Origin of the sequence: Rossellomorea vietnamensis (genome assembly GCF_025398035.1) — a bacterium.
Classification (GTDB): domain Bacteria; phylum Bacillota; class Bacilli; order Bacillales; family Bacillaceae_B; genus Rossellomorea; species Rossellomorea vietnamensis_B.
Genome location: NZ_CP104558.1, coordinates 3,385,212 through 3,408,147, shown reverse-complemented (window position 1 = coordinate 3,408,147; position 22,936 = coordinate 3,385,212). Strand labels below are relative to the sequence as shown.

20 protein-coding genes are annotated in these 22,936 nt (G+C 45.6%); 9 read left to right on the top strand and 11 right to left on the bottom strand.

The features are described 5' to 3' along the window. Positions 1-13: 13 nt before the first annotated feature. The 4 genes from N5C46_RS17375 to N5C46_RS17360 form a co-directional block, all read right to left on the bottom strand. The gene (locus N5C46_RS17375) at positions 14-715 is read right to left on the bottom strand and encodes a ComF family protein (RefSeq protein ID WP_261749575.1); all 702 of its coding nucleotides are present in this window, start codon (positions 713-715) and stop codon (positions 14-16) included. Beyond that, positions 705-2,195, bottom strand: coding sequence for an ATP-dependent helicase ComFA (locus tag N5C46_RS17370; RefSeq protein WP_261749574.1), 1,491 nt, complete (start codon positions 2,193-2,195; stop codon positions 705-707). The genes N5C46_RS17375 and N5C46_RS17370 overlap by 11 nt, the downstream gene beginning before the upstream one ends. A 145-nt stretch (positions 2,196-2,340) precedes the next feature. Next, entirely contained in the window at positions 2,341-3,192 is an 852-nt protein-coding gene (locus tag N5C46_RS17365; RefSeq protein ID WP_261749573.1) for a DegV family protein, read from the bottom strand. A gap of 213 nt (positions 3,193-3,405) precedes the next feature. Further along, entirely contained in the window at positions 3,406-4,308 is a 903-nt protein-coding gene (locus tag N5C46_RS17360; protein ID WP_261749572.1) for a DMT family transporter, read from the bottom strand. A gap of 253 nt (positions 4,309-4,561) precedes the next feature. On the opposite strand from N5C46_RS17360, the gene N5C46_RS17355 reads away from it, so the two are divergent. Together N5C46_RS17355 and murB are read left to right on the top strand one after the other, a co-directional pair. Beyond that, complete coding sequence (locus N5C46_RS17355; protein ID WP_420720420.1) at positions 4,562-6,622, top strand: bifunctional 2',3'-cyclic-nucleotide 2'-phosphodiesterase/3'-nucleotidase; 2,061 nt, start codon at positions 4,562-4,564, stop codon at positions 6,620-6,622. Positions 6,623-6,810: 188 nt separating this feature from the next. Next, positions 6,811-7,731, top strand: coding sequence for a UDP-N-acetylmuramate dehydrogenase (murB, locus tag N5C46_RS17350; RefSeq protein ID WP_079533214.1), 921 nt, complete (start codon positions 6,811-6,813; stop codon positions 7,729-7,731). Between the two features lie 105 nt (positions 7,732-7,836). Here murB and N5C46_RS17345 read toward each other — a convergent pair whose 3' ends face one another. The 6 genes from N5C46_RS17345 to N5C46_RS17320 form a co-directional block, all read right to left on the bottom strand. Then, the gene (locus N5C46_RS17345) at positions 7,837-7,965 is read right to left on the bottom strand and encodes a hypothetical protein (protein ID WP_258264940.1); all 129 of its coding nucleotides are present in this window, start codon (positions 7,963-7,965) and stop codon (positions 7,837-7,839) included. An 89-nt stretch (positions 7,966-8,054) separates the two neighbouring features. After that, positions 8,055-8,516, bottom strand: a complete 462-nt coding sequence (locus N5C46_RS17340) for a hypothetical protein (protein WP_051758487.1) — start codon at positions 8,514-8,516, stop codon at positions 8,055-8,057. 180 nt (positions 8,517-8,696) lie between these two features. Continuing rightward, positions 8,697-9,593: a helix-turn-helix domain-containing protein gene (locus N5C46_RS17335; RefSeq protein WP_261749571.1), complete on the bottom strand. Its 897-nt coding sequence runs from the start codon at positions 9,591-9,593 to the stop codon at positions 8,697-8,699. A 409-nt stretch (positions 9,594-10,002) separates the two neighbouring features. Continuing rightward, positions 10,003-10,389: an SMU1112c/YaeR family gloxylase I-like metalloprotein gene (locus tag N5C46_RS17330; protein ID WP_261749570.1), complete on the bottom strand. Its 387-nt coding sequence runs from the start codon at positions 10,387-10,389 to the stop codon at positions 10,003-10,005. A gap of 67 nt (positions 10,390-10,456) precedes the next feature. Next, positions 10,457-11,383: a manganese-dependent inorganic pyrophosphatase gene (locus N5C46_RS17325; RefSeq protein ID WP_261749569.1), complete on the bottom strand. Its 927-nt coding sequence runs from the start codon at positions 11,381-11,383 to the stop codon at positions 10,457-10,459. Between the two features lie 144 nt (positions 11,384-11,527). After that, positions 11,528-12,583: a DctP family TRAP transporter solute-binding subunit gene (locus tag N5C46_RS17320; RefSeq protein WP_261749568.1), complete on the bottom strand. Its 1,056-nt coding sequence runs from the start codon at positions 12,581-12,583 to the stop codon at positions 11,528-11,530. Positions 12,584-12,658: 75 nt separating this feature from the next. Between N5C46_RS17320 and N5C46_RS17315 the strand changes: the two genes are divergently transcribed. The 6 genes from N5C46_RS17315 (at position 12,659) to N5C46_RS17290 (ending at position 19,583) form a co-directional block, all read left to right on the top strand. After that, on the top strand, positions 12,659-14,269 hold the full coding sequence (locus N5C46_RS17315; protein WP_261749567.1) for an ATP-binding protein: 1,611 nt from the start codon (positions 12,659-12,661) through the stop codon (positions 14,267-14,269). Beyond that, the gene (locus N5C46_RS17310; RefSeq protein ID WP_261749566.1) at positions 14,253-14,948 is read left to right on the top strand and encodes a response regulator; all 696 of its coding nucleotides are present in this window, start codon (positions 14,253-14,255) and stop codon (positions 14,946-14,948) included. Before N5C46_RS17315 ends, N5C46_RS17310 begins: the two co-directional genes overlap by 17 nt. Positions 14,949-15,086: 138 nt before the next feature. Continuing rightward, positions 15,087-16,082 carry a TAXI family TRAP transporter solute-binding subunit gene (locus tag N5C46_RS17305; protein ID WP_261749565.1) on the top strand — a complete coding sequence of 332 codons (996 nt, stop codon included), beginning with the start codon at positions 15,087-15,089 and terminating at the stop codon, positions 16,080-16,082. Positions 16,083-16,124: 42 nt separating this feature from the next. Continuing rightward, a complete protein-coding gene (locus N5C46_RS17300; RefSeq protein ID WP_261749564.1) occupies positions 16,125-16,598 on the top strand; it encodes a DUF1850 domain-containing protein in 474 nt (157 codons plus the stop codon). 15 nt (positions 16,599-16,613) lie between these two features. After that, on the top strand, positions 16,614-18,776 hold the full coding sequence (locus N5C46_RS17295; protein WP_261749563.1) for a TRAP transporter permease: 2,163 nt from the start codon (positions 16,614-16,616) through the stop codon (positions 18,774-18,776). A gap of 15 nt (positions 18,777-18,791) precedes the next feature. Beyond that, positions 18,792-19,583: an SDR family oxidoreductase gene (locus N5C46_RS17290; RefSeq protein ID WP_261749562.1), complete on the top strand. Its 792-nt coding sequence runs from the start codon at positions 18,792-18,794 to the stop codon at positions 19,581-19,583. Between the two features lie 80 nt (positions 19,584-19,663). Here N5C46_RS17290 and N5C46_RS17285 read toward each other — a convergent pair whose 3' ends face one another. Further along, positions 19,664-21,670: a penicillin-binding transpeptidase domain-containing protein gene (locus tag N5C46_RS17285; protein ID WP_261749561.1), complete on the bottom strand. Its 2,007-nt coding sequence runs from the start codon at positions 21,668-21,670 to the stop codon at positions 19,664-19,666. Positions 21,671-21,922: 252 nt separating this feature from the next. Here N5C46_RS17285 and N5C46_RS17280 point away from each other — a divergent pair, with 252 nt between their 5' ends. After that, the gene (locus tag N5C46_RS17280; RefSeq protein WP_261749560.1) at positions 21,923-22,888 is read left to right on the top strand and encodes an oxygen-dependent tRNA uridine(34) hydroxylase TrhO; all 966 of its coding nucleotides are present in this window, start codon (positions 21,923-21,925) and stop codon (positions 22,886-22,888) included. The last annotated feature ends 48 nt before the right edge of the window (positions 22,889-22,936 follow it).

The window sequence follows — 22,936 nt, the reverse complement described above, 5'->3', positions numbered from 1 at the left end:
AAGGAGCATTGCTTTAACCCCTCGCGAGAGTCAGTGAAGAAACCTCGTCAGCCCCTGCTTCCTTCAGTAACTTCGCCGCCTGCCTCAACGTCGTCCCCGTCGTATAAATATCATCAAACAGCAGAATCGATTTGCCTTTCACATCACACTCTGCCAACTGAAAAACCTGCACCTGGCGAAGACGCTCAGCGCGAGTCTTCTTCGACTGCTTTTCAGAATGCAAACGTGTGAGGATATGTGAGGGACGGACCTCTGATTCTTCGAGTAGAGCGGTAGATTGATTGAACCCTCTTTCATAGAGTCGTTCACTACTTAGGGGAATGGGGATGATAAGGTCATATTCTATTTTTGTAAGAAAAGATTTAATAGTATGCGAGAAGGCTTTGGCCAACGCGTGATCCCCCCGGTATTTGTATCTGGCCAAATACAATTTCAGAAAATCATTATAGTGGTACAATGAATCGTTTTTATGGAGAATTCCCTTCCACTCCGGATCCAATTCCCATCGATGACAGTCCAAGCAGATCTCTCCTTTCACGAGACTCAATGGCAGGGGCTCCAGTGAACGGGAGCACCCCCAGCAGCGCACTCCTTCTATCTTCTCCAACTGACTCTCACATTCCTGACACAGAAATTGGGGTTCCCTGTAGAATAACCCTCTCCACGACCATACTTCTTCCACTTCGCTATTACAATTCAAACAGTTAATGACCATGAAGCAATCCCCTTTTCTCCGCTTCCTTATTCATTTGATCGATATGGAGGAGCGCCTTGATCATCTCCCTTGTGCGGCCGTAATGGAAATACACAATATCCCCCGTTGGATAGTCAGCGCTCCTTCCCACCCTGCCGGCGATCTGAACGAGGGCACTTTCGGTGAAAATCTTTTCTTCTGCCCCAAGGACGGCCACATCGATGTTCGGGATCGTCACTCCCCGTTCTAGAATGGTCGTCGTGAGTAGAATCGGAATTTCTCCCTGTCTCATCTTCATTACTTTTTCTTTTCGTTTGGGATCTTCGGCGTGAACCGATTCAATGAGGGGATGCATGTCTTGAAATAGAGGCAGGGCCTTTTCCATAAGGTCGACTGTGGGAAAGAAAATCAGGGCTTGTTTCGATTGCTGGAGCCTTATTGAAACCCATTTTTTCAGTGCGAGGGGGATTCGATTTTTCTTCAGGGATTTTTTCCAGAGGTCACACCAGACAAACTTGGGAAGTGGGATTGGATGACGATGGAAGCGGGCCGGGATTCCAATGAAGTTTCTTTTTCCCCGGGCACATTCCTGTTGCGTTTTCTGATCCGGGGTTGCTGTCAGGTATATGATGGACGATTGGGGCTTCCGGGCTTTTTCTACTGCCCCTTGCAGGGAGGAATCGTAGGAATAGGGAAAGGCGTCGACCTCGTCTATGATCATGACATCGAAGGCTTCTTTGTACCTGTAGAGTTGATGGGTAGTAGAGAGAACAAGTTGACCATAGCTGTGTCGTTCCTCGGAACCCCCGTACAGGGTGGTGACCTTTGTTTGAGGAAAGACTTTTTTGAGGCGGGGAGACAGTTCCAGGATGACATCGGTACGGGGTGCGGCAATACAGACTCTCTTGTTTTGCCGAAGGGCTTCATCTATCCCTTCGAAAAGAACCTCCGTCTTTCCGGCTCCGCATACGGCCCAGACGAGAAGGTCGTTGTTGGCTTTAACGGCAGATATCATTTGTTCCGAGGCTGCTTTTTGCGCTTCTGAAAGGGTTCCGGTCCAGTCGAACGTTCCCGGTGGAGAATCCGGTTCTGGACCATTCCACCTTATGAGAGGCGTGCACTCAGACACCCTGCCCATCATGATGCAGTTCCGGCAGTAGGTGCATCCGGTGTGGCATCTGGAACAATGGAAGGTGGCAAATAGATGAGGTTTGTTATTTCCACAGCGATGACATTGACCTTTGTTGACACCCTGTTCATATAAAATATAGCCATTCATATAGTGTTCGTGCAGGGTATGGATTGAAAATGGGAGCTCGTCTACTAATAATGACCTTCCACTTAGATAGGATTGCAGTTCTGAGGAAAGTTGAAAGGATGGATTGATTGGTTGACTTGGATTGGTAGTGAATTCTGAGATTTTTTGGAGAAGGGGGTGTGGTTCTTTTAAAAGAGGTTCAGGGATTAAGCTGTGATCCATTAAAGCAAAACGCAACTGCATCACTCCTTTTGTTGGATAGTGTTGTATTCTACATTTGAGATTGAAAATCCTTCCTACTAAATAACGGTGCCAGGCACGAAACGATCGTGTTGTGCCTGGCACCGTTAGTGAGTGTTGGAGTGTGTACCTGGTACAAGTCAGAAATCTACCTACTCATCTTCCTTGCCCAGCCCATCCCCATCGAACCCTCACCTAAATGAGTCCCGATGACCGGACCGAAGTAGCTCACATTGAATTCCACGTTCGGATACTTCTCCTGTAGCTCGCTTTTCCACTCAATCGCTTCGTCTTCCCGATTGGCGTGGATGATGGAAGCTTGATAGGCTTCGCCTGACGCTACCGCTTCTTCGAGGATTCCTTCCACCCGCTTCAACGCTTTCTTTTTCGTGCGGATTTTTTCAAACGGGACAATGACTTTATCCACGAAGTGAAGCAATGGTTTAACCTGCAGCAGGCTTCCGATGATGGCCTGTGCTTGGGATAACCGTCCTCCGCGTTGCAGGTGGGCAAGATCGTCCACCATGAAGTAGGCCTGCACCGATTCTTTCATTTCGTCCAATAAGCCAACGATTTCATCTGGTGTTTTTCCTTCACGGGCAAGCTTTGCCCCTTCGATGGCGTAAAAGCCTTGGATCATGCAGCTGATCTCTGAGTCGTATGGGTATACTTTAATGCTCTGGACCATTTCACCTGCCTGCACGGCCCCTTGGTATGTCCCGCTGATTCCGCTGGATAGGTGAATGGAGATGACGGCATCGTAGTCTTTGGAAAGTTTTTCGAACAGCTCGACGAACTTTCCGACCGGGGGCTGCGAAGTGGTAGGAAGTTTTTCCTGGATACTGACTTCTTCGTAAAATTCACTTGCCGTAATATCAACTTCTTCTTGATAGGTTTCTCCTCCGAAAATGACGCTGAGAGGGATCATATGTATGTTGAGTCGATCACGCAATTCTTTCGGGATGTAGGCGGTACTATCCGTTACAATTGCCGTTTTCATATAGAATTACCATCCTTATGTTTTATTTTTAATAGCATGTGCTATGCGTTAGTCTACCTTATGTATCTTACTCATTTTATATGAAAATAAGTTGGTTTGCATTAATTTCCGGGGAGTTTCGATGACCTGAAACTAAACAAACGTTTGACTAGTGCGATCACCCCTTGGGAGACAAGGGATTCAACATACTAATCAAACGTTTGTTTAAAGGTCTTACCTTGTCCCTGCCGGCAGGGATGTGATGATTTTCTTTGATTTTCTGGACGATAGGAATACCCCTGCGAATATGATCAGCAGGCCTAGGATGAGATTGTGGGTCACGGGTTCCCTTAGAAGCACGAATCCCCAGATCATCGCCGTACCCGGAATCAGGTACGTCACAGTCGAGGCAAATTCGGGGCTCCCGTTGGTCATGATATAGAAATACAGAAGCGTCGCCACACCAGACCCGAGGCAGCCCAGGCCAAGAATGCCGAGGATGACCTCTCCTGATGCTAAATCACCGACAGAGATGGGATCCGTAATCATCATTCCGACAAACCCGAACGCAGCCCCGATCAACAACTGAAAGGTCGAGATGACCACTACACTGGTTCCTGCCAGGTATTTTTTCGTGAACTGGGAAGCAAACGCGTAGCTCATCGTGGCCAAGATCATCGTTCCCACCCCGACAAAATCAGACGAGAAGATGCCGCTCACTTCAAAGTTCATCAGCACGAGGATGCCGATGAAGCCGACCGCAATCCCGATCCATTGAAACCCCGTCAATACAACAGAGAAGAATAAAAAACCAACCAGTCCCGTCCAAATCGGAGTGGTCGCATTCAGGATGGAAGCCGTATTGCTGTTGATTTGCGTTTCACTTAAGGCGATCAGGGTCCAGGGAAGGGCAGCGTTCCCGATCCCCACAACCAGGAGTTTCCATAGGGGAAGTGGTTTCTTCCCTTCTCGTTTCCTCTGTATGAAAAAGATCGGAAGAAGAACGAGTGCCCCTGCCAGGCACCGTAAAAACACCGTCCCCCACACCCCTGCAGGTTCCACCAACCATTTGATAAAGACGAAAGACATGCCCCAGATCAGGCTTAAGCCAATTAGGGCCGTGTATAGTCGTGCCAACTGGCTCCCTCCTCTCTTTTGTTACCCAAAAGTATATTTTAGTAGATGAATAGATGTTATAGCATATTTTTTTATATGTTCCATCCTATCTTATTGCCTCTTAAAAATAAACAAAACAATTTACCCAGGACCATCCCTTTACAAAAGTTTTACATTTTTCAAATAAATCATACTTTTACACCATTTTTATTTCATGTTGATATGCTAGCATGTAATTGTTTGACAATTAACTACATATATAGGAGCGATTCTTTTGAAAAAAACATCCAATAAGAAAAAAGTCATTGCCGGCAGCGCGTTGGCCCTTGGCCTTCTGATTCCTCAAGCCACTCCTTCCATTACTTATGCAGACGTCATGGACAAAGATATTGTAAAGCTTCGTATACTTGAAACAACCGACATCCACGTGAACCTCGCAAACTATGATTACTATCAAGATACAGTGACAGATAAATACGGACTCGCCAAAACGGCCACCCTGATCAAACAGGCTCGAGCGGAATCGAAGAACTCTTTATTATTCGATAACGGTGATCTGATTCAGGGAAATCCACTTGGAGATTATGTAGCAAAAGAAGACCCGCTTCAAGATGGGGAAATCCACCCTGTCTACAAAGCGATGAATCTGTTGGATTATGATGCCGGGAACGTCGGGAATCATGAGTTCAACTATGGTCTTGATTTCCTCGGTACATCATTAAAGGGCTCCAACTTTCCATACGTGAACGCCAACGTATACGTAGATGATCAAGACGGGAATCCCGACAATGACAAGAACTATTTTAAACCGTACGAAATCCTTGATCGCACCGTGGTCGATGAAGACGGTGAAGAGCATGCAATCAAAGTCGGCGTCATCGGTTTCGTCCCTCCCCAGATCATGCAGTGGGATAAAGGGAATCTTGAAGGGAAAGTCGTTGCAAAAGACATCATCGAGACGGCGAACAAGTTCGTCCCTCAAATGAAGGCTGAAGGTGCTGATGTGATTGTCGCGATCCCTCACTCCGGTATCGGTAACGTCACACAGGAAGGCATGGAGGAGAACGCAACGTATGACCTTTCTAAAGTAGATGGAATCAACGCGATCTTGTTTGGCCATTCACACGGGGTCTTCCCTTCTGATTCGTACAGCGGGATTGAAGGGGTGGACGTGAAGAAAGGAACGATCAATGGCGTCGGATCGGTTATGCCTGGTTCCTGGGGAGATCACCTCGGACTCGTTGACCTTGAACTTGAGTTGAAAGACGGGAAATGGGATGTGACGAATACGCAAACTTCCACCCGTTCAATCCTGAATCCCGACGGAACGCCTGCTGTTGAGGCAGACCAAAGCATCCTCGACGCAGTGAAAGAAGAGCATGAAGCGACGATTGAATGGGTCCGCAGTGCAGTCGGTGAGACAACTTCACCAATCAACAGTTACTTTGCATTGGTGAGTGATGATCCGTCCGTTCAAATCGTGACAAACGCACAGAAATGGTATGTTGAAAAGTATATCCAAGGGACTGAATATGCAGACATCCCGGTTCTGTCTGCAGGTGCCCCGTTCAAAGCGGGTACACGAGCAAATCCTGATTATTATACAGACATCCCGGCAGGTGAAATCGCGATTAAGAATGTATCTGACCTATACCTTTATCCAAACACGCTTCAAGCCGTGCTGCTTACAGGAGCCGACGTGAAGGAATGGCTTGAAATGTCTGCGGGTCAGTTCAATCAAATCGACCCTTCTACATCAGAAGAACAAAATCTTGTGAACGGTGACTACCGCTCCTATAACTTTGACGTGATTGACGGCGTTACCTATGAAATCGATGTGACCCAGCCTTCTAAATACGATGCTGAAGGCGTACTGGTGAATAAGGACTCAAGCCGCATCAAAAACCTGAAGTTTAATGGAAAAGCCATCGATCCGAACCAGAAATTCATCGTGGCAACCAATAACTATCGTGCAAGCGGTAAATTCCCTGGCGTAAAGAACTCAGAAATCATCGTCAAATCACCGGATGAGAATCGAAATGTGATCATTGATTACATCATGGAGAAAAAGACCATCGATCCAAAAGCGGATGGGAACTGGTCCTTTACTCCTGTGAAAGGAAATACGAATATCGTTTTCGAAACGTCCCTGAAAGCTCAGAATTACATCAAGGATGCAAGAAAGTATAAGTTCCTCGGAGAGCAGGAAAGTGGGTTTGGGAAGTACTCGATCAAACTGAAAGAAAGCGATGGAACGAATCCCGGACAGGAAAAGAAAGAAAACCGCGGTTTCATCACAAACCTCATCTCGAGTGTAGCTAATTTCTTAAAATAATAGGCAATTCCAAGAACCTCCAATTCGGGGGTTCTTTTTCTTATGTATGGAGTGGGATCTTCCTCCAATAGGCTGATATTACTCACTCCCAACTGAAACCATTTAACTTTCATGGGTTTTCGTCATATAATGGTGGGGTAGGATTGAATAGTGAAGAGATGAAAATTACTTTATAGGACTGATATAGAATGTACAATAAAGAAAAAGTGTTTGAAGAATTAACGAAGGTCATGCACTCTGACAATATTAAGCGTGACGAACTGTTAAGGGATCATTTGTATACAAAGCTTGGGGGAAGAGCAGACTTCTTCCTTACCCCGACGACTTATGAAGAAGTTCAAAACATCGTGAAGCTTTCGAATAAAGTCGATGTGCCTTTTACGCTACTTGGAAACGGCTCGAATTTGATCGTGAAGGATGGCGGGATCCGCGGCATCGTCCTTCACTTAAAGAACTTCAAGGACATTAAAGCTACCGATCAGCTGATCGTCGCTCAAAGCGGCGCGGCCATCATCGATGTGTCCAGACGGGCTTTAGCCGAACAGTTATCGGGACTGGAGTTCGCATGCGGGATTCCGGGTACGGTAGGCGGCGCCCTGTTCATGAACGCAGGGGCGTACGGTGGAGAGATCAAGGATGTCCTTGATTACTGCCATGTCGTCGATCGTGAAGGCAACCTTGTGAAACGAACAGCAGCAGAACTTGAGCTTGATTATCGACACAGTAATATCTCTGAAAAAGGGGATATCGTCCTGGAGGCGACGTTCAGTCTGCAGCCCGGGGTCTATGAAGACATCAAGGCCATCATGGACGATTTGACGGACAAACGGGAGTCGAAGCAGCCGCTTGAATACCCATCATGTGGAAGTGTCTTTAAACGTCCTCCTGGATATTTCGCAGGTAAATTGATTCAGGACAGTGAGCTTCAAGGTACGAACTTCGGCGGGGCAGAAGTATCAACCAAACATGCCGGCTTCATCGTGAATAAAGACAACGCAACGGCATCTGATTATATTTCACTGATTGAACATGTCCAGAAGACGGTGAAAGAAAAGTTTGATGTAGAGCTTGAGCGGGAAGTCCGCATCATCGGGGAAGACTTGGAATAATGAAAAGTCGGGAATCAGTGGATTTCCGGCTTTTTCACTTTTTCATATAAAAAAAACAGCCTAAACGGATTTAGACTGAGCAGGGTCTCTTTTCAAAAGGATCCATTAGCTATTCTTTTTAGCAACAGGAGCGGGCTTGGTTCTGCGGTATTCCCTCAATCTTGTAATCTGGGATTGAGATACTTTCGCATCCAGTTCATAGGCTTCACGAGCCTTAAAATAGAGCAATGACAAAGCTAATGCCCTCCTTTATCCATAATTAGTTTCTTATTACCCGGAACACAGGGGATAAAACCAATTCCATTAAAAATTTTTTTCTCCGCTCAGAAATTATAATTCCACAGTATCCTCCAATCGTCTTCTTCAATCGCCACATAACACGTTTGAGTAATCATCAGCTCTCCGAATTGGCTATCGAAATACATGTTCACTTCCGCTTTCCTCACATTTTTGAACTGTAGCCCTTCGTCGTTAAACGTAAACTCCTTCACCTTTTCTATGCTCCCTATTTCCACATCGAACTCATCTACCCCCATATGCCCCATGAATACATGATTCTTCGTCTGGATATAGGAGGATTTGGGAAACTTGTTTTTCATTTCCGAGTGAAATAGCTCCCACGCATTTCCGAAGTCCCCATCTTTTTCGAAGTCATAAAACTCCTTGATTACTTCTTCAGGTGTATCTGGTTCCTGGGTTTTTCCGATAAACGTGAACAGAGCCACCAACAGGATGATTGCCCCGACTGCACCGATCATCAGGGGAACCGGGCTTTTCCTTCTCATACATCCACACCCCTCACCTACAGTTCATCTTATGAGGGACATGCTGAATGTATGAACGAGAATCTCAATACATTCATTTTTAAGATGATTCCTTTTTCTTCGTTAAAATTTCAATGTGAACTTGATTTTTAAGTGATTCAACCGATAATCTGGATTTATCAATATAAGATATGGATTGGTTCACGTTGTATGACTCATCTTTTCTTTCAGTTCTTCTATCTTCCCTTCGATAAAAGCGGATAACGTTGTATTGTATTGAATGTCAAACAACATGGCCGCTTTAATGAGATAAGGTAATGCTTCCCCGTATTTCTCTTCCAGTTCAAGGTTATATCCAATATGATAATTCAATTGAGCGAAACCATATAAATTTTCTTCTTCTATGATCCAACGAATGCCTTCTTCGCAGTACCTGGTGGATTCGTGATATTTTCCAAGTCTCGTCAGAACCCTGGCGATATTATACAACAGTCGTGTTTTGATGGACTTATCGCTAAGCTGGTCATTATAAGTCAAAGCGGCATTGACGTCTTCGTAAATTTCTAACGCCCGTTCATGATTGCGACGGCTGAATTCCAGGATTCCCATACTGATCATAATATTCATTTCACGTTCTGACATCGCCTTTTTCTTGTTATACGTCAGTGAGAGGGCCCTCTCTAATATACTCAGAGCTTCGTCTTTATTTTTTTCGACCTCATTCACATAGATTCCTTTATGCCAGTAGAGAAGTTGAAGATTGGTTTCGTCTTTTAGAAATAACGGATTCTTCTCTTCGGTTTTGACAATCTCAAGGATTTCATCATATTTCAATTTCACTCTCAGCTTCTTTAGTTGCCGCTCAACCTCTCTCACATAATCCAGCCGGGGAGTCAACCCAATCTCAAAAAAGTAGTTTACATCGACGCCGAGCTTCTTTGAAATTTGATAGAGAGACGTGGCGCTCGGATAGATATCCCCCTTCTCTATCCGGCTGATCAGAGCCTGGGTACATATTCCGTCTGCCAGTTCTCCCTGAGTCAAACCGACGACTTTTCTCAATTCCTTTATCTTTTTTCCGATGACTGAATAGTCCACAAGTCCACCTCCTTCAAAATATTAATATTTTAATATTTTATCAGAAAACAGGCAGTTTTTTTAGGATAATCCTCATCTATTCTTTCTCAGGAACCTATGCCGCCAATACATGCATTCTGAATCTATGTTTTAATAATCTTAACGACAAATTACAATACCTTTTGATAGTGCTTCTCCTGGTGGGAAGTGCTCTTTTTTTTACTTAAAGAAAATATTAATATTTTTATATTAATGTATAAAACAACTGATATTCCCTAGGAACCGCACTGTTTTTCCATGATAATCGTGCCATATCCTCAATCCTTCAAAAATCGATATATGTTTAAATGAATCTAACGACAAATTACAATACCTTTGGACAGCACTTCTCTTTATGGGAAGTGCTCTTTTTTTGAGGGACGGACCTCTATCAGATTTCATAAAGCTCCAGCGGCAGTCCATCCGGATCTTCAAAAAACGTGAAACGTTTATGAGTATACGGATCTATCCTTATTTCTTCTGCTTCAATCCCTTTTTGATTTAACTCCTTTACCGCCTCACCGATATCCTCCACTTCAAAGGCTAAATGGCGCAGCCCTTGTGCTTCGGGATAACTCGGCCGCGCCGGGGCTTTAGGGAATGAGAAGAGTTCGATGATATATTCACCGTTTAACGCAAGGTCGAGCTTGAATGAATCCCTTTCTTCCCTGTAAATCTCCTGCTTTATATCCAACCCCAGTTTGTTGACGTAAAAGTCTTTCGATTTGTTGTAATCTGAGCAGATGATAGCGATATGGTGGATTTTTTTGAAGTTCATGTTGGACTTCCTCCTTTGTTGGTATAAAAAAAGAAGCAGCCAAAAGACTGCCCCTTCCAATTTTTCCTTATTTCATTGCATCCGTCAACACAGGTACGATCTGCTTCTTACGGGAGACCACGCCTTTTAATAGGGCCGTGTTGTTTTGAAGTGTGACGTTGAACGCCTTTTCCACTTCAGCCGACTTGCTTCCAAGGGCAAGAGCCGTCGAGTCGTTTTCCAGGATGTCTGTCACGACAAGAAGGAACAGATCCAGACTTTTTTCCTTGATCATCGTTTCCATTGCCGCTTCAACTTCTGCCTGACGTCCGAATACGTCATTCACATCCACAACGTTGATTTGAGCCACTTCCACTTTCGCGTTACCCATGGAGAATTCTTTCGCATCAAGGGTCACAAGTTCAGCGACTGATTTCGTGCTCATATTCGCTCCGGCTTTCAGCATTTCCAATCCGTACACTTGCGGGTCTACCCCTGCGATGTCAGCCAGTTCATTTGCTGCTGCTACATCTTCTTCTGTGCAGGTCGGAGATTTGAATAATAGGGAATCAGAGATGATAGCGGAAAGCATCAATCCAGCCATTTCCTTCGTCACTTCTACTCCCTTTTCCTTGTAGATCTTGTTTAAGATCGTTGCCGTACAACCAACCGGCTCAGCACGGTAGTACAGGGGATCAGCCGTTTCAAAGTTCGCGATGCGGTGATGATCGATGACTTCAAGAACGCGTACTTCCTCGATGTCCTCGGCACTTTGCTGGCGCTCGTTATGGTCAACGAGGATGACCGTATCCGTCTCAGCGGCAACCTTTTCTACCAAACGTGGTGCATCGACTTTAAAGTAGTCAAGGGCATATTGCGTTTCGCCGTTCACTTCACCCAGACGGACCGGCTCCACGTCCATCCCAATTTTTGATTTCAAATCTGCATAAACAAGTGCTGATGTGATCGTATCTGTGTCCGGGTTTTTGTGTCCGAAAATTAGTGTTTTACTCATTGATCATTCTCCTATCTCTATGTAATGTGGTTCTTTGTTATCTCTCTTTACATTTTCTTATATTACCATATTTAAAAGCAAAACCGTATGTCCGGATAAGATTTTTTCCAGTGATTGTGAAGGGAATATTCCCAGATTCTGTACTTACCGACGTCTCCCGTTTATTTCACCAATCTCCCCCATCAATTCCTTTCCAAAAACATCTTCATATTCATCATACAGAGGAGCCAATTTCTCTCTCCACTCCTCTTTCTCTGAATTCAGCAGAATATGAATATCCATATCGGTGTCTCGCTTCAACTCCCGCATTTGCTCATCATTCATTTCGATGGAGTGCCGTCGGATCCAGTCTGTGGTTTGAATCATCGCCTCATTGATTTCCACCTGGTACTCTTCGGGTAACTCATTCCAAAACTCTTCGTTCACTAATACCACATAACCCAGGTACGAATGGTTGCTGACAGTGAGGTAGGATTGATGATCATAGAGCTTTTTGGAATATATATTGGAAATCGTATTCTCCTGCCCATCAATGAAGCCGACCTCCAGGTTTTCATAGGTTTTATTAAAGGGTAGGTCACTCACAGCCGCCCCCATCATTTGATATTGTTTCTTTATGACTTCACTTGGCATGGTTCGAAAATGCAATCGATTAAAATCAGCAGGGGTTAGTAAAGGGCGCTGATTATTCGTTATTTGTTTAAACCCGTTATACCAAAAGGTGACACCTTTTACATGTTCACGCTTTTCTGCTTTTTCCAGTAAAATCTCTCCAATCCTTCCTTCAAAAGCTTGCTGAACCTGGCTGTAGCTATCGAAGGCAAAAGGTAAATCAAATAGTCCGAACTCAGGAACATACTGAGATACTTTCGAGGTGGCCGGAATGATCATCTGCACATTATTATTCTTAAGGGCCTCCCACTCACTGATATCCGAATACAGTGAGCCGTTCGGGTAGATTTCCACCTTCACTTTTCCCTTTGTACTTTCTTCTACAAGCGCTTGAAATCGCCGGACTGCCTTTCCTTTAGGGGTGTTTTCCGACACGACATGACTCACCTTGATCACGATTTGATCCCTCATCTTTTCCTGATCGTCATCATATTCTCCAGAAAATCCATCCCGTGATTGAAATCCCACCACATAGGCGGTCACCATCCCTGTCAGGATAAAGAGGCCAATGAACAAAAAGGTTCTCATCAGCGGAACCCTCCTCTTTCAGATTCTATTAAAAATGGTACAATAACTTTGAACAAAGAGGAAGGAATATTCAGAATGAACCGAAAACAAATGCCCATTCGCTGGAAAATGACGATATTATCCTTCGGGGTTGTCTTATTCGCCCTGATTATCGGATTTATTATTTTTGTCGGAAAAGCAATCGAGATGAAGAAAGAGGAATTAGGGAATCAGGCCCTTATTACGGCGAGGACCGTAGCCAACCTCCCCACCGTTCAAAGTCACCTGGAAGACTCCCTGGGATGGAAGGACATTCAGCCGGTCGTTGAAAACATCCGTACCGTAAATGGATCGGACTATGTTGTCGTACTCAATATGAATCGCATCCGCTATTCCCATCCATCAGAAGAGCAGCTCGGCACCATATCCGCAGGGAAGGATGAAGGTCCTGCCTTTGCGGAACATAGTTATGTCTCGACGGCAAAAGGAGAGCTTGGAGTGGCAGTGAGGGGATTCGTGCCAGTCATGAACCCTGAACATCAACAAATCGGTGTAGTCGTTGTAGGCATCCTCCTCCCTTCCACCTTTGATATTATGAGCAATCTAAAGAATGAATTGATCATCATCGGGGCGATCACCCTTTTATTCGGCATGATGGGTTCCTGGTTGTTAGCGGGACAAATCAAGAAAGACACCTTTCAGCTCGAGCCCCATGAAATTGGCAGGCTCCTGGTGGAACGTACGGCAACATTCCAAGCCATGAATGAAGGAATCATCGCCATTGATAACCAACAGAGACTAACCGTTTTTAATGAAAAGGCGAAAGAAATAGTATTCATTAAGGGGAATCCGACCGGAAAGTCCATTCATGAGGTCCTCCCATCTTTTAAGCTGCCGGACGTTCTGAGAACCAGGGAACCTGTCTATCATGAAGAGATGACATTAAACAACAGGATCATCCTTCATTCAAGGGTTCCGATTTTAATAGATGGCAAGATTGCAGGGGCGGTTGCCGTGTTCCAGGATCGGACAGAAATGACCAAGCTTGCAGAAGAGCTGACGGGAGTCAAGGAATTCGTCGAGGCATTACGGGTACAAAACCATGAACATCAGAATGCATTACATACCGTCGCCGGACTGATTCAACTTGAAGAAAATGAGAAGGCCCTCGATTATATCTTCCACTCTTCCAGGGAAGAGGAGGATCTCTCCGCCTTCTTAACCGAGCGAATCAAGCTTGATCGGTTGACCGGGCTGCTGTTGGGTAAAATCAGGCGTGGACGGGAACTCGGAATAGAGGTTCAGCTCGATACCGATAGTTATCTGACCTCCCTCCCTTCCCTACTGGATGAACATGATTTTGTCATACTCTTGGGAAATCTGATCGAAAATAGTTTATACGCGTTAAAGGACACAGCTGAAGAATCGAAATCGGTCCATATTTATTTGAAAGAAGATCCGGATACTTTCCATATCGAGATAGAAGACAACGGAATCGGGATATCAGAAGACCAGATGCCGCAGTTATTTCATCAGGGTTACACAACCAAAGGAAAAGACGGATCAGGGATCGGGCTCTACTTGATTCACAGAATCATAGAGAAATCGAACGGCCATATACAAGTAAGATCAACCCCTGGGGAAGGGACGCTATTTCAGCTTACCTTCCCCATGAATGGAGGGAACACGTATGACGAAACCAATTAACGTCCTGCTCATTGAAGATGACCCGATGGTTCAAGAGGTGAATCGGATGTTCATTGAACGGGTGCCGGGATTTACCGTGTGCGCCATTGCCGGAAACGGTCAGGAAGGCGCAGAAAAGGTCTCTTCCTACCAGCCCGATCTTGTTCTCCTTGATAATTTCATGCCCCGACAGACCGGGATCGAAACATTACAGGCTTTTCGGCAGCAGGGCACGGACGTGGATGTCATTGTCATATCTGCCGCACAGGATAAAGGAACCATCCGGGATATGATGAGGTTGGGAGTCGTTGATTACATCATCAAGCCTTTCAAGTTCGAGCGGTTGAAGCAGGCTCTCGAAAAATATCGGGCATTTAAACAACAGATATCAGGAGAAGGAATCATTGGACAGCAGGAGATCGATCAGCTCCAAGGAGGACCTTCTCCCTCTGGGGCTGACAACCATCATGTGGATTTGCCGAAAGGGCTGAACGCGCAAACCCTTCAGCAAATCGTTCAATATCTTTCCGGCCAATCCAGCCCCCTTTCCGCTGAAGAGACGGCGGAAGGAATCGGGATTGCGAGGGTGACAGCCCGTAGATACTTAGATTATCTCCTGAAATCAGAACAGGTTCAGATCTTGATCGAATATGGCGGGATCGGGAGACCGGTCAATCGCTATCAGTGGAAGAACGGATAAGGCACTTGGCCTTATCCGTTTTTTTGTTCAGATTAAAAAAGACCAAAAAGACCAAAACGTCCTTTAAGTTCTAAATATTCTAATTTTAATATGTAAGCGTTACCATACTAAATAGGTAACTAAAAGGAGGACGAAATGATGAAAAAATTAAAGTGGATTTCAATGATAGCCATCGTCTCCATTCTACTGGCAGCATGCGGCAGTGACGGGGCAAGTGGAGACGATTCAAGTGGCGGTGATTCTTCCAGCCAATCAGTCGTATTTGGGACAGGTGGAACATCCGGTGCTTATTATGCAATCGGGGGATCGTTAAAACCCATTTTCGAAGAAAGTGATTCCATCGGAAATGTAACGGTAGAATCGACTGGCGCATCTGTTGCCAACATCCAGAACATCACGGATGGCTTGAATCAAATGGCCATCGTGATGAGTGACGTGGCTTATGATGCCGTTGAAGGAAAAGGACAGTTCGAAGGCAATAAAGTAGACGTTCAAGCAATGGCAGGCATGTACCAGAACGTGGTGCAGGTAGTCGCGATGTCTGATAGCGGAATTAAGAGTATTGAAGATTTAAAGGGTAAGAAAGTCGGTGTCGGACAGGTAGGTTCCGGTGTGGAACAGAGCGCAAAGAAGGTATTGGAAGCTGCCGGCCTTACGTATGATGACCTTGAAAAAGTGACTCACACCGGCTATGCGGATTCGGTGCAGGAAATGAAGAACGGCACGCTGGATGCTGCCTTCTTCACCTCGGGAGTACCAAACAGTAATATTACAGACCTGATGCAGCAAAATGATGTATCGTTTGTTGAAATCAAAGGTGATCTTGCTGATAAGCTGATGGAGAAATATCCTTTCTACAAAACCTTCACCATTGATTCAGGTGACGAAGCGAAATACAACCTGGATTCAAAAGTAGAAACCGTCGGGATTCAAAATATGCTGATCGTATCAAAAGATTTAAGCGAAGACACCGTATTCGATCTGACAAAGCGCTACTATGATTACTTAGGGACGGATGCAGTGGCAGTCGCTCCCCTTAAGGAAGTCGACCGGGACGAGATGGCGAAGGGCCTCATAGCTCCCCTTCACCCAGGGGCGAAAAAGTTTTATGAAGAAAAAGGATTACTGGAATAAATCGGAAAGGGCATCAATCCTGGTGCCCTCTTCTTTCTATCTATGAAAAAAAGAATACTGGTTATCGTTATTCTTTTCCTTCTCTCCCTTTCTGCCTTCGTCCCGATGAACACATTGATCTTATCCTATGAAAATCAAAACACAATCGTTCAGCCCTTTTTAGAAGAGAAGGACGTTTCCATACGCTGGACCCATTCGGTTGAAAAAGAAGATTGGGAAGAATTCTTTCATATTCAAAAAGGAACCATCCTGCTGACTTCGACCCGTTTCAAAACGTTCGGAGCAGGCGTCCCTGATCACGCAGGAGAAGATACGTATATCAAAGATGGCTGGGTGTATATGACCGGCATCCATCAAACGATCGGAAGCTCATTGCGTTTTCAAACAGGCAAGGGGACGAATCACCGGGTTCGATTGGACGGACGGACCATTTCCCTTGATCCCCAAGTGTCCTACCAATTATCGGTGAGGTCCGTCCCCCTGTATAAAATGATTTATATGATTGTTAAAGATTAAGCGAGGTGACTCATGATGAAAAACGAGAAGAATACATCTGTGGAAGAGTTGGACCGGGAAGGCAATACGAGGAGCAAGTATCCTAAAATCATCGGTTTATTCCTATTGGTACTGGCGGCCGGGATTGCCCTTTTCCATCTTTACACGTCCTACGCCGGGGCACTGGTCGATGTAAAACAGCGAAGCATTCACTTATATGGACTGATGGCAATCGGCTTCATCCTATACCCCTTTGTGAGTAAAAAGAAAGATCAATCGGTTCCATTTTATGATTATATCTTAAGTGGATTATCCTTGATCGTCGGCATTTATATGTTATTCAGTGCAGAACGCATCATCCGTACAGGCGGGCAGATCAACGATATGGATTTCTACGTCGGAATCCTTGTCATCGTCCTGCTTCTGGAACTGACGAGACGTGTGACCGGCTGGGGATTGACCCTCCTGGCGCTCGGATTCTTACTTTACGGTCTCTATGTGAAACTGTCGATCTATCCTGAATTGAATTCGCAGATCACGCTGACCGTTACCAAAAAGATGATTTCACAACTTGTTTATATTACGGAAGGGATCCTCGGTACGGCGATTGGTGTATCTGCCAGTTACATCATTCTTTTTATCCTGTTCGGCGCATTCTTAAGCCGGTCAGGAATGGGGAAATTATTTAACGACCTTGCCTTGGCCGTTGCCGGTCATACGAAAGGCGGTCCCGCTAAAGTTGCCGTCATTGCCAGCGGTTTTCTCGGTTCCATTAACGGATCAGCCGTTGCCAATGTCGTGACGACAGGTGCCTTTACGATTCCCTTGATGAAAAAGATCGGCTATAAGAAAGAATTTGCAGGAGCCGTCGAATCAGCAGCCAGTGTGGGTGGACAGATCCTCCCGCCGATCATGGGTGCCGCAGCCTTCATTATGGCTGAGAATCTTAACATCCCTTATACGAAGGTGATTCTGGCAGGTATCATCCCTGCCCTCTTATTCTACATCGGGATCCTGCTTCAAGTGCACTTCAGAGCATCCAAGCGTGGGCTGAATGGAGTTCCGAAATCAGAACTTCCATCCGTGAAAGCCGTTCTGGCAGAGCGCGGACACTTAATCATCCCGATGGTGATTCTCCTGTACTTATTATTCTCAGGAAAAACACCATTCTACGCCGCCTTCTGGTCCATTTTAGCCACGATCATCATATCGGGATCAAAGCAGGTTCTCACCTTATCGACCCTGCTCGGGGTATTCTTTGTGTTTCAACCACAAGTGAACGGTCTCCTTTCCGGTGAAGGGATGCCTCCTTTGAAAAACGGATGGTGGGAGCTCCTGTTGGTTGTGGTGATTCCTTTACTGATCAACCTATTTAGAAAATCCAGAAACTTGAAAGCTGAAGAAATCGGATTGAAGGACTGCGTTCAGGCATTGGAAGAAGGCGCGAAAACAACGATCCCCGTCGCCGTTGCCTGCGGTGCTGTCGGGATTGTGGTAGGAGTGGCTTCACTGACAGGGGTGGCCCTTGAACTCGCCAACAGTATCGTCGGGATCGGTGAAATGATCGACAGTCCTCTTCTGCAGCTCGTCATCACATTATTATTGACCATGGTGACGTCCATCGTATTGGGAATGGGCCTGCCGAGTATCCCGACCTACATCATCACGAGTACGATGGCAGCACCGATTCTATTACAACTGCCCCTGTTCCGTGAATTGGCCGGCTCGACGGAAACGGCCGTGTTTGTCGCCCATATGTTTGTGTTCTACTTCGGGATCTTCGCGAACATCACTCCTCCTGTCGCATTGGCAGCCTTTGCCGGAGCGGGAATCAGCGGCGGTGACCCGACGAAGACCGGATTCCAGGCGATGAGGCTCGCCATAGCCGGATTCATCGTTCCATTTATGTTTGTGTTTTCCCATGAAATGCTCATGGTCGACGCTACGGTTACAAGCATCATCACGCTCACCGTTACATCTGTGATCGGCGTATTTCTGTTATCCGTGGCCATTGAAGGCTATTTCAAGAAAAAGTTCCCTATCAACCTGCGTCTCATCAGTGCCGTTGCAGCCTTTCTCCTGATTTATCCAGGCTGGATCACAGACATCATCGGTTTTGCCGTATTCGTCTTTGTTCTGTTTTGGAACTACCAGGGAAAGGGTAAACCGATGAACAAAGAGATCAATATTCCCAATTAAATGAGGTGGATGGAAATGGATTTCGGATTAAAAGATAAAGCAGTCATCGTGACCGCATCAAGTAAAGGTTTAGGAAAAGCCACGGCACTGGAACTGGCAAAAGAAGGAGCCCGCGTGCTTATTTCCAGCAGAAATGAAGAAGAGCTTCAGAAGACTGCAAATGAGATCATGGACTTAACGGGCAATCAGGACATTCATTACACGACATGTGATATGACGAACCCGGAGGATATCCGGTCCCTTGTTGAAACAGCGGTCTCGAAACTTGATGGGGTGGATATTCTCGTCAATAATACTGGCGGTCCGCCGGCGGGAGGATTTCAAAAGTTCGAGGATGACGACTGGCAGTATGCCTTTGAATTGAACCTGCTCAGCTATATTCGAACGATCAGGGAGGTTATTCCTCATATGAAAAGGAATAATGGTGGGCGGATCGTAAATATCGCCTCTTCTTCCACGAAGCAAGCCATTGACGGCCTGATTCTTTCCAATACGTTCAGGACTGGGATGGTCGGGTTATCAAAAAGCTTATCAAGGGAACTCGCCCAGGATCATATTCTCATCAACACGGTCGGTCCCGGAAGAATTGCAACGGACCGGGTGGCGGAGCTGGATCAACTAAACGCTGAGAAACGGAATATGACCGTGGACGAGCTGAGAAGTATGAGTGAGAAAGCGATTCCTATAGGACGCTATGGTGAACCGGATGAGTTTGCCAAAGTGATTACCTTCCTCGTTTCAGATGCCAATACCTATTTAACCGGGCAATCATTGGTCGTGGATGGTGGAATGGTCACTGCATTATAAACACTTTAATCCCCAAAGGAGGTTTTTGGGGATTTTTTTCGCATTGAAAAAGAGAGGAGCATCTGCCCCTCTCTCTCTCTTTATTTCCAAGTATCATAAAACTTCTTGGCCACTTGGACGGTATGGGTACTTCCCCCGGCATCCTGTACATCTTCTAGGAGCATGGCAAGGACCATGGACGGGTCATTCTGATCATAGGAAACGAACACTCCATTTTCCTTACCTTTCGTTCCCTGCTCCGATTTGATTTCTGCCGTTCCGGTCTTACCGGCGATCGCTTTACCTTCTACACTCGCTTTTCCGGCGATGCCTTCTGTGACCACTTTTCGAAAATCCGTTTTCATCATGTCTGCCTGTTCTTTTGAAAGAAGGTCTTTCTTCCACACTTTTTGTTCTTCATCCTTCAGGAGTTTTGGTTCCATCATCGTGCCATCGTTGATGATCCCGCCGTAGGCACTTGCGATGTGAACGATACTCATCAGCACTTCCCCTTGACCGAAAGCGGAATCGGCCAGCTGGACTTCTTTGGAGATTTCCCCGTCGTTGGAAACCTGTGATTTATAGATCGGGTAAGACATAGGGATCTCTTCGCCAAAGCCGAAATCCTTCAAGCCGGCAATGAACGTCTCGGCACCCATATCCAGCCCGACCCGTGCAAAATAGATGTTATCCGAGAATTTAAGGGCGCTTTCCAGATCCACTTTGCTCTCATTGTCGAAAACACGGACCACTTTATAATTCCCCCAAGATTCATCCTTTTGCCACTTCTTTCCCGGGATATCATAGATTTTTTTGGGGTCCAGCTTACCGGATTTCAGACCGACGGATGCTGTGATGCCCTTCATTGTGGATCCCGGTGAATAGGCAAGCTGGAATCGGTTTCGGAGCGGCTTTTGGGGATCGTCCGCCAGCTTCTTATATTTCTCTGAAGACATTCCTAATACGAATTCATTCGGATCATAGGCAGGGGTGCTTACAAGGGCGAGCGCTTCTCCCGTTTGCGGATTGATGGCCGCTGCCGTTCCCGCCTCATCCTTCATCTGTGCGTATATCTTCTTTTGCATCTCGGCATCGATGGTGAGTGTAATATTCTTTCCGTCCTCAACCGGTTGCTCGGCCACGGTGAAGGTGTCTTCTGAATCTTGTTGCTTCAGATAGATACGCTGTCCGTCTTTACCCCTCAGTTCATCTTCATAGACTTCCTCTGCTCCGCTTAAACCCATCAAGGATTGGGCAGTATAGCCTTTGTCTTTCAGCTTCTCCAATCTCTCTGCTGTCAACTTTCCGATATAACCGGTCAGATGGGCAGTGGCTTCTCCGTACGGGTATTCCCTTGCAGGTACCCGCTTGGAGTAAAGTCCGTCCAGTTCAATTACGTCCAGTGCGAGAGGACGCTCTGTTAAGGCGATTTTTTTAATCGGGACGAAATAGTCAGGCTTCACCCAGCTTGCGTCCAATTTACTTTTTATTTGTTCTGGTGATAGATCGAGTAAGGATGACAGCTTGCTCAAGTCATTTTCATTGAACTCTTTCGGGACAATCCCGAGTTCAAAGGCCTCCCCGTTGACAGCAAGGGGTTGCTGATTACGGTCAAGGATTTCCCCGCGCTTGGCAGAGATGCTTTCCACTCCGACTTTATCATCCTTTTCCATTTCAGGCAGGATGAACGAAGGGTCCCAATCCACGAACCAGTTTTCATCGTCGTCCTTTTTTTCTTTTGTCAGCGTGACATCTTTTTTATATGAAACCTCACCGGCAAGGGTGTTAAATGAAATGGTCATGGGAAACTCTGCTTTCGATTTTTTATCCCATTCCACTTCTTTGTCCGGCTTTTTAAAAGATACTTTGACATCCTTCACTTCCAGGTCCTTATAGATATCTTTGTATCTTGTGACGAAATCTTCTTTTTTGAATGTTTCTTTGGTAGAGGAGTTTGCATAGTCTGAGAACATTTTATCGAACTTCCCTTTATTCCAAAGATCCACGTATTCCTGCAGGCGATCATCCGGCTGGGCCTTTTCCTGACATCCTGCGAACAGTAGGCTGAGAGCGGCGAAGGTACAAAGCAGCATGATTTTTTTGATCATATGTAGTGACAACCCCTTATTTATTCTTATCTTCATTGTTTCAAATCGTATCCAGATTTACAAATTTAATGTATTTATATTTTATATTCTAAACCCAATTTCCACCACCTTTTCCTCACAATCCCCAGTATTTCTCACTCTCACATGATGCAATTTCGTAAAAATTTGTTATAATAGTACATCGTAAGAGTAATAAGGAACTGAATCCTAAGATTATATCTTGCAAATATAAATCGATAGGTGGAAATAAACATGAAAGATTATCGCGTATTACTGTATTACAACTATGTTGACATTGAGAACCCAGAGGAAGTCACTGCCCAGCACAAGCAACTGTGTGCGGACATCGGCCTTATGGGGCGGATCCTGATTTCGTCTGAAGGAATTAACGGGACATGTTCCGGTACGATCGAGCAGACGGATGCGTATATGGAAGCGATGAGACAGGATCCACATTTCAAGGATACTGTATTCAAGATCGACGAAGCAGACGAGCATGCGTTCAAGAAGTTGAAAGTGAAGCACCGTCCAGAGCTTGTAACTCTCCGTCTTGAAGATGACGTGAATCCAAATGAGCTTACTGGTGAATACCTTGAGCCAAAGGATTTCTTTGAACAAATCCAACGGGAAGATACGATCCTTCTTGATGCACGTAACGACTATGAATATGAGCTTGGGCACTTCAGAGGAGCCGTGAAGCCGGATATCAAGAACTTCCGCGATCTTCCGAACTGGGTCCGCGACAATAAAGATATACTGGAAGGCAAGAAAATCATCACGTATTGTACAGGTGGGATCCGCTGCGAAAAATTCTCAGGCTGGTTAGTGAAAGAAGGCTTTGAGAATGTGGCTCAGCTGCACGGCGGAATCGCTACTTATGGAAAAGACCCTGAAGTAAAAGGTCAACTGTGGGACGGTCAGCTTTACGTATTCGACGAGCGCATCGGTGTTCCTGTCAACCAGACCGAGCACGTTGTCGTAGGGAAAGATTTCTACACAGGGGAACCTTGTGAGCGCTACGTAAACTGTGCACACCCGCCTTGTAACCGAAAGATTCTTTGCTCTGAGGAAAATGAGCATAAATATATGAGAAGCTGCTCACATGAGTGCCGCACGAGTCCTGAGAACCGCTATGTTATGGAACACGGTTTGACGGAGGAAGAAGTGGCAGAGCGTTTGGCAGTGATTGAGAATGAAAAGGAAACGGCGAATATCTAATATATTTCAAAAAGAGCATCCAGCTTCGACTGGGTGCTCTTTTCTTAT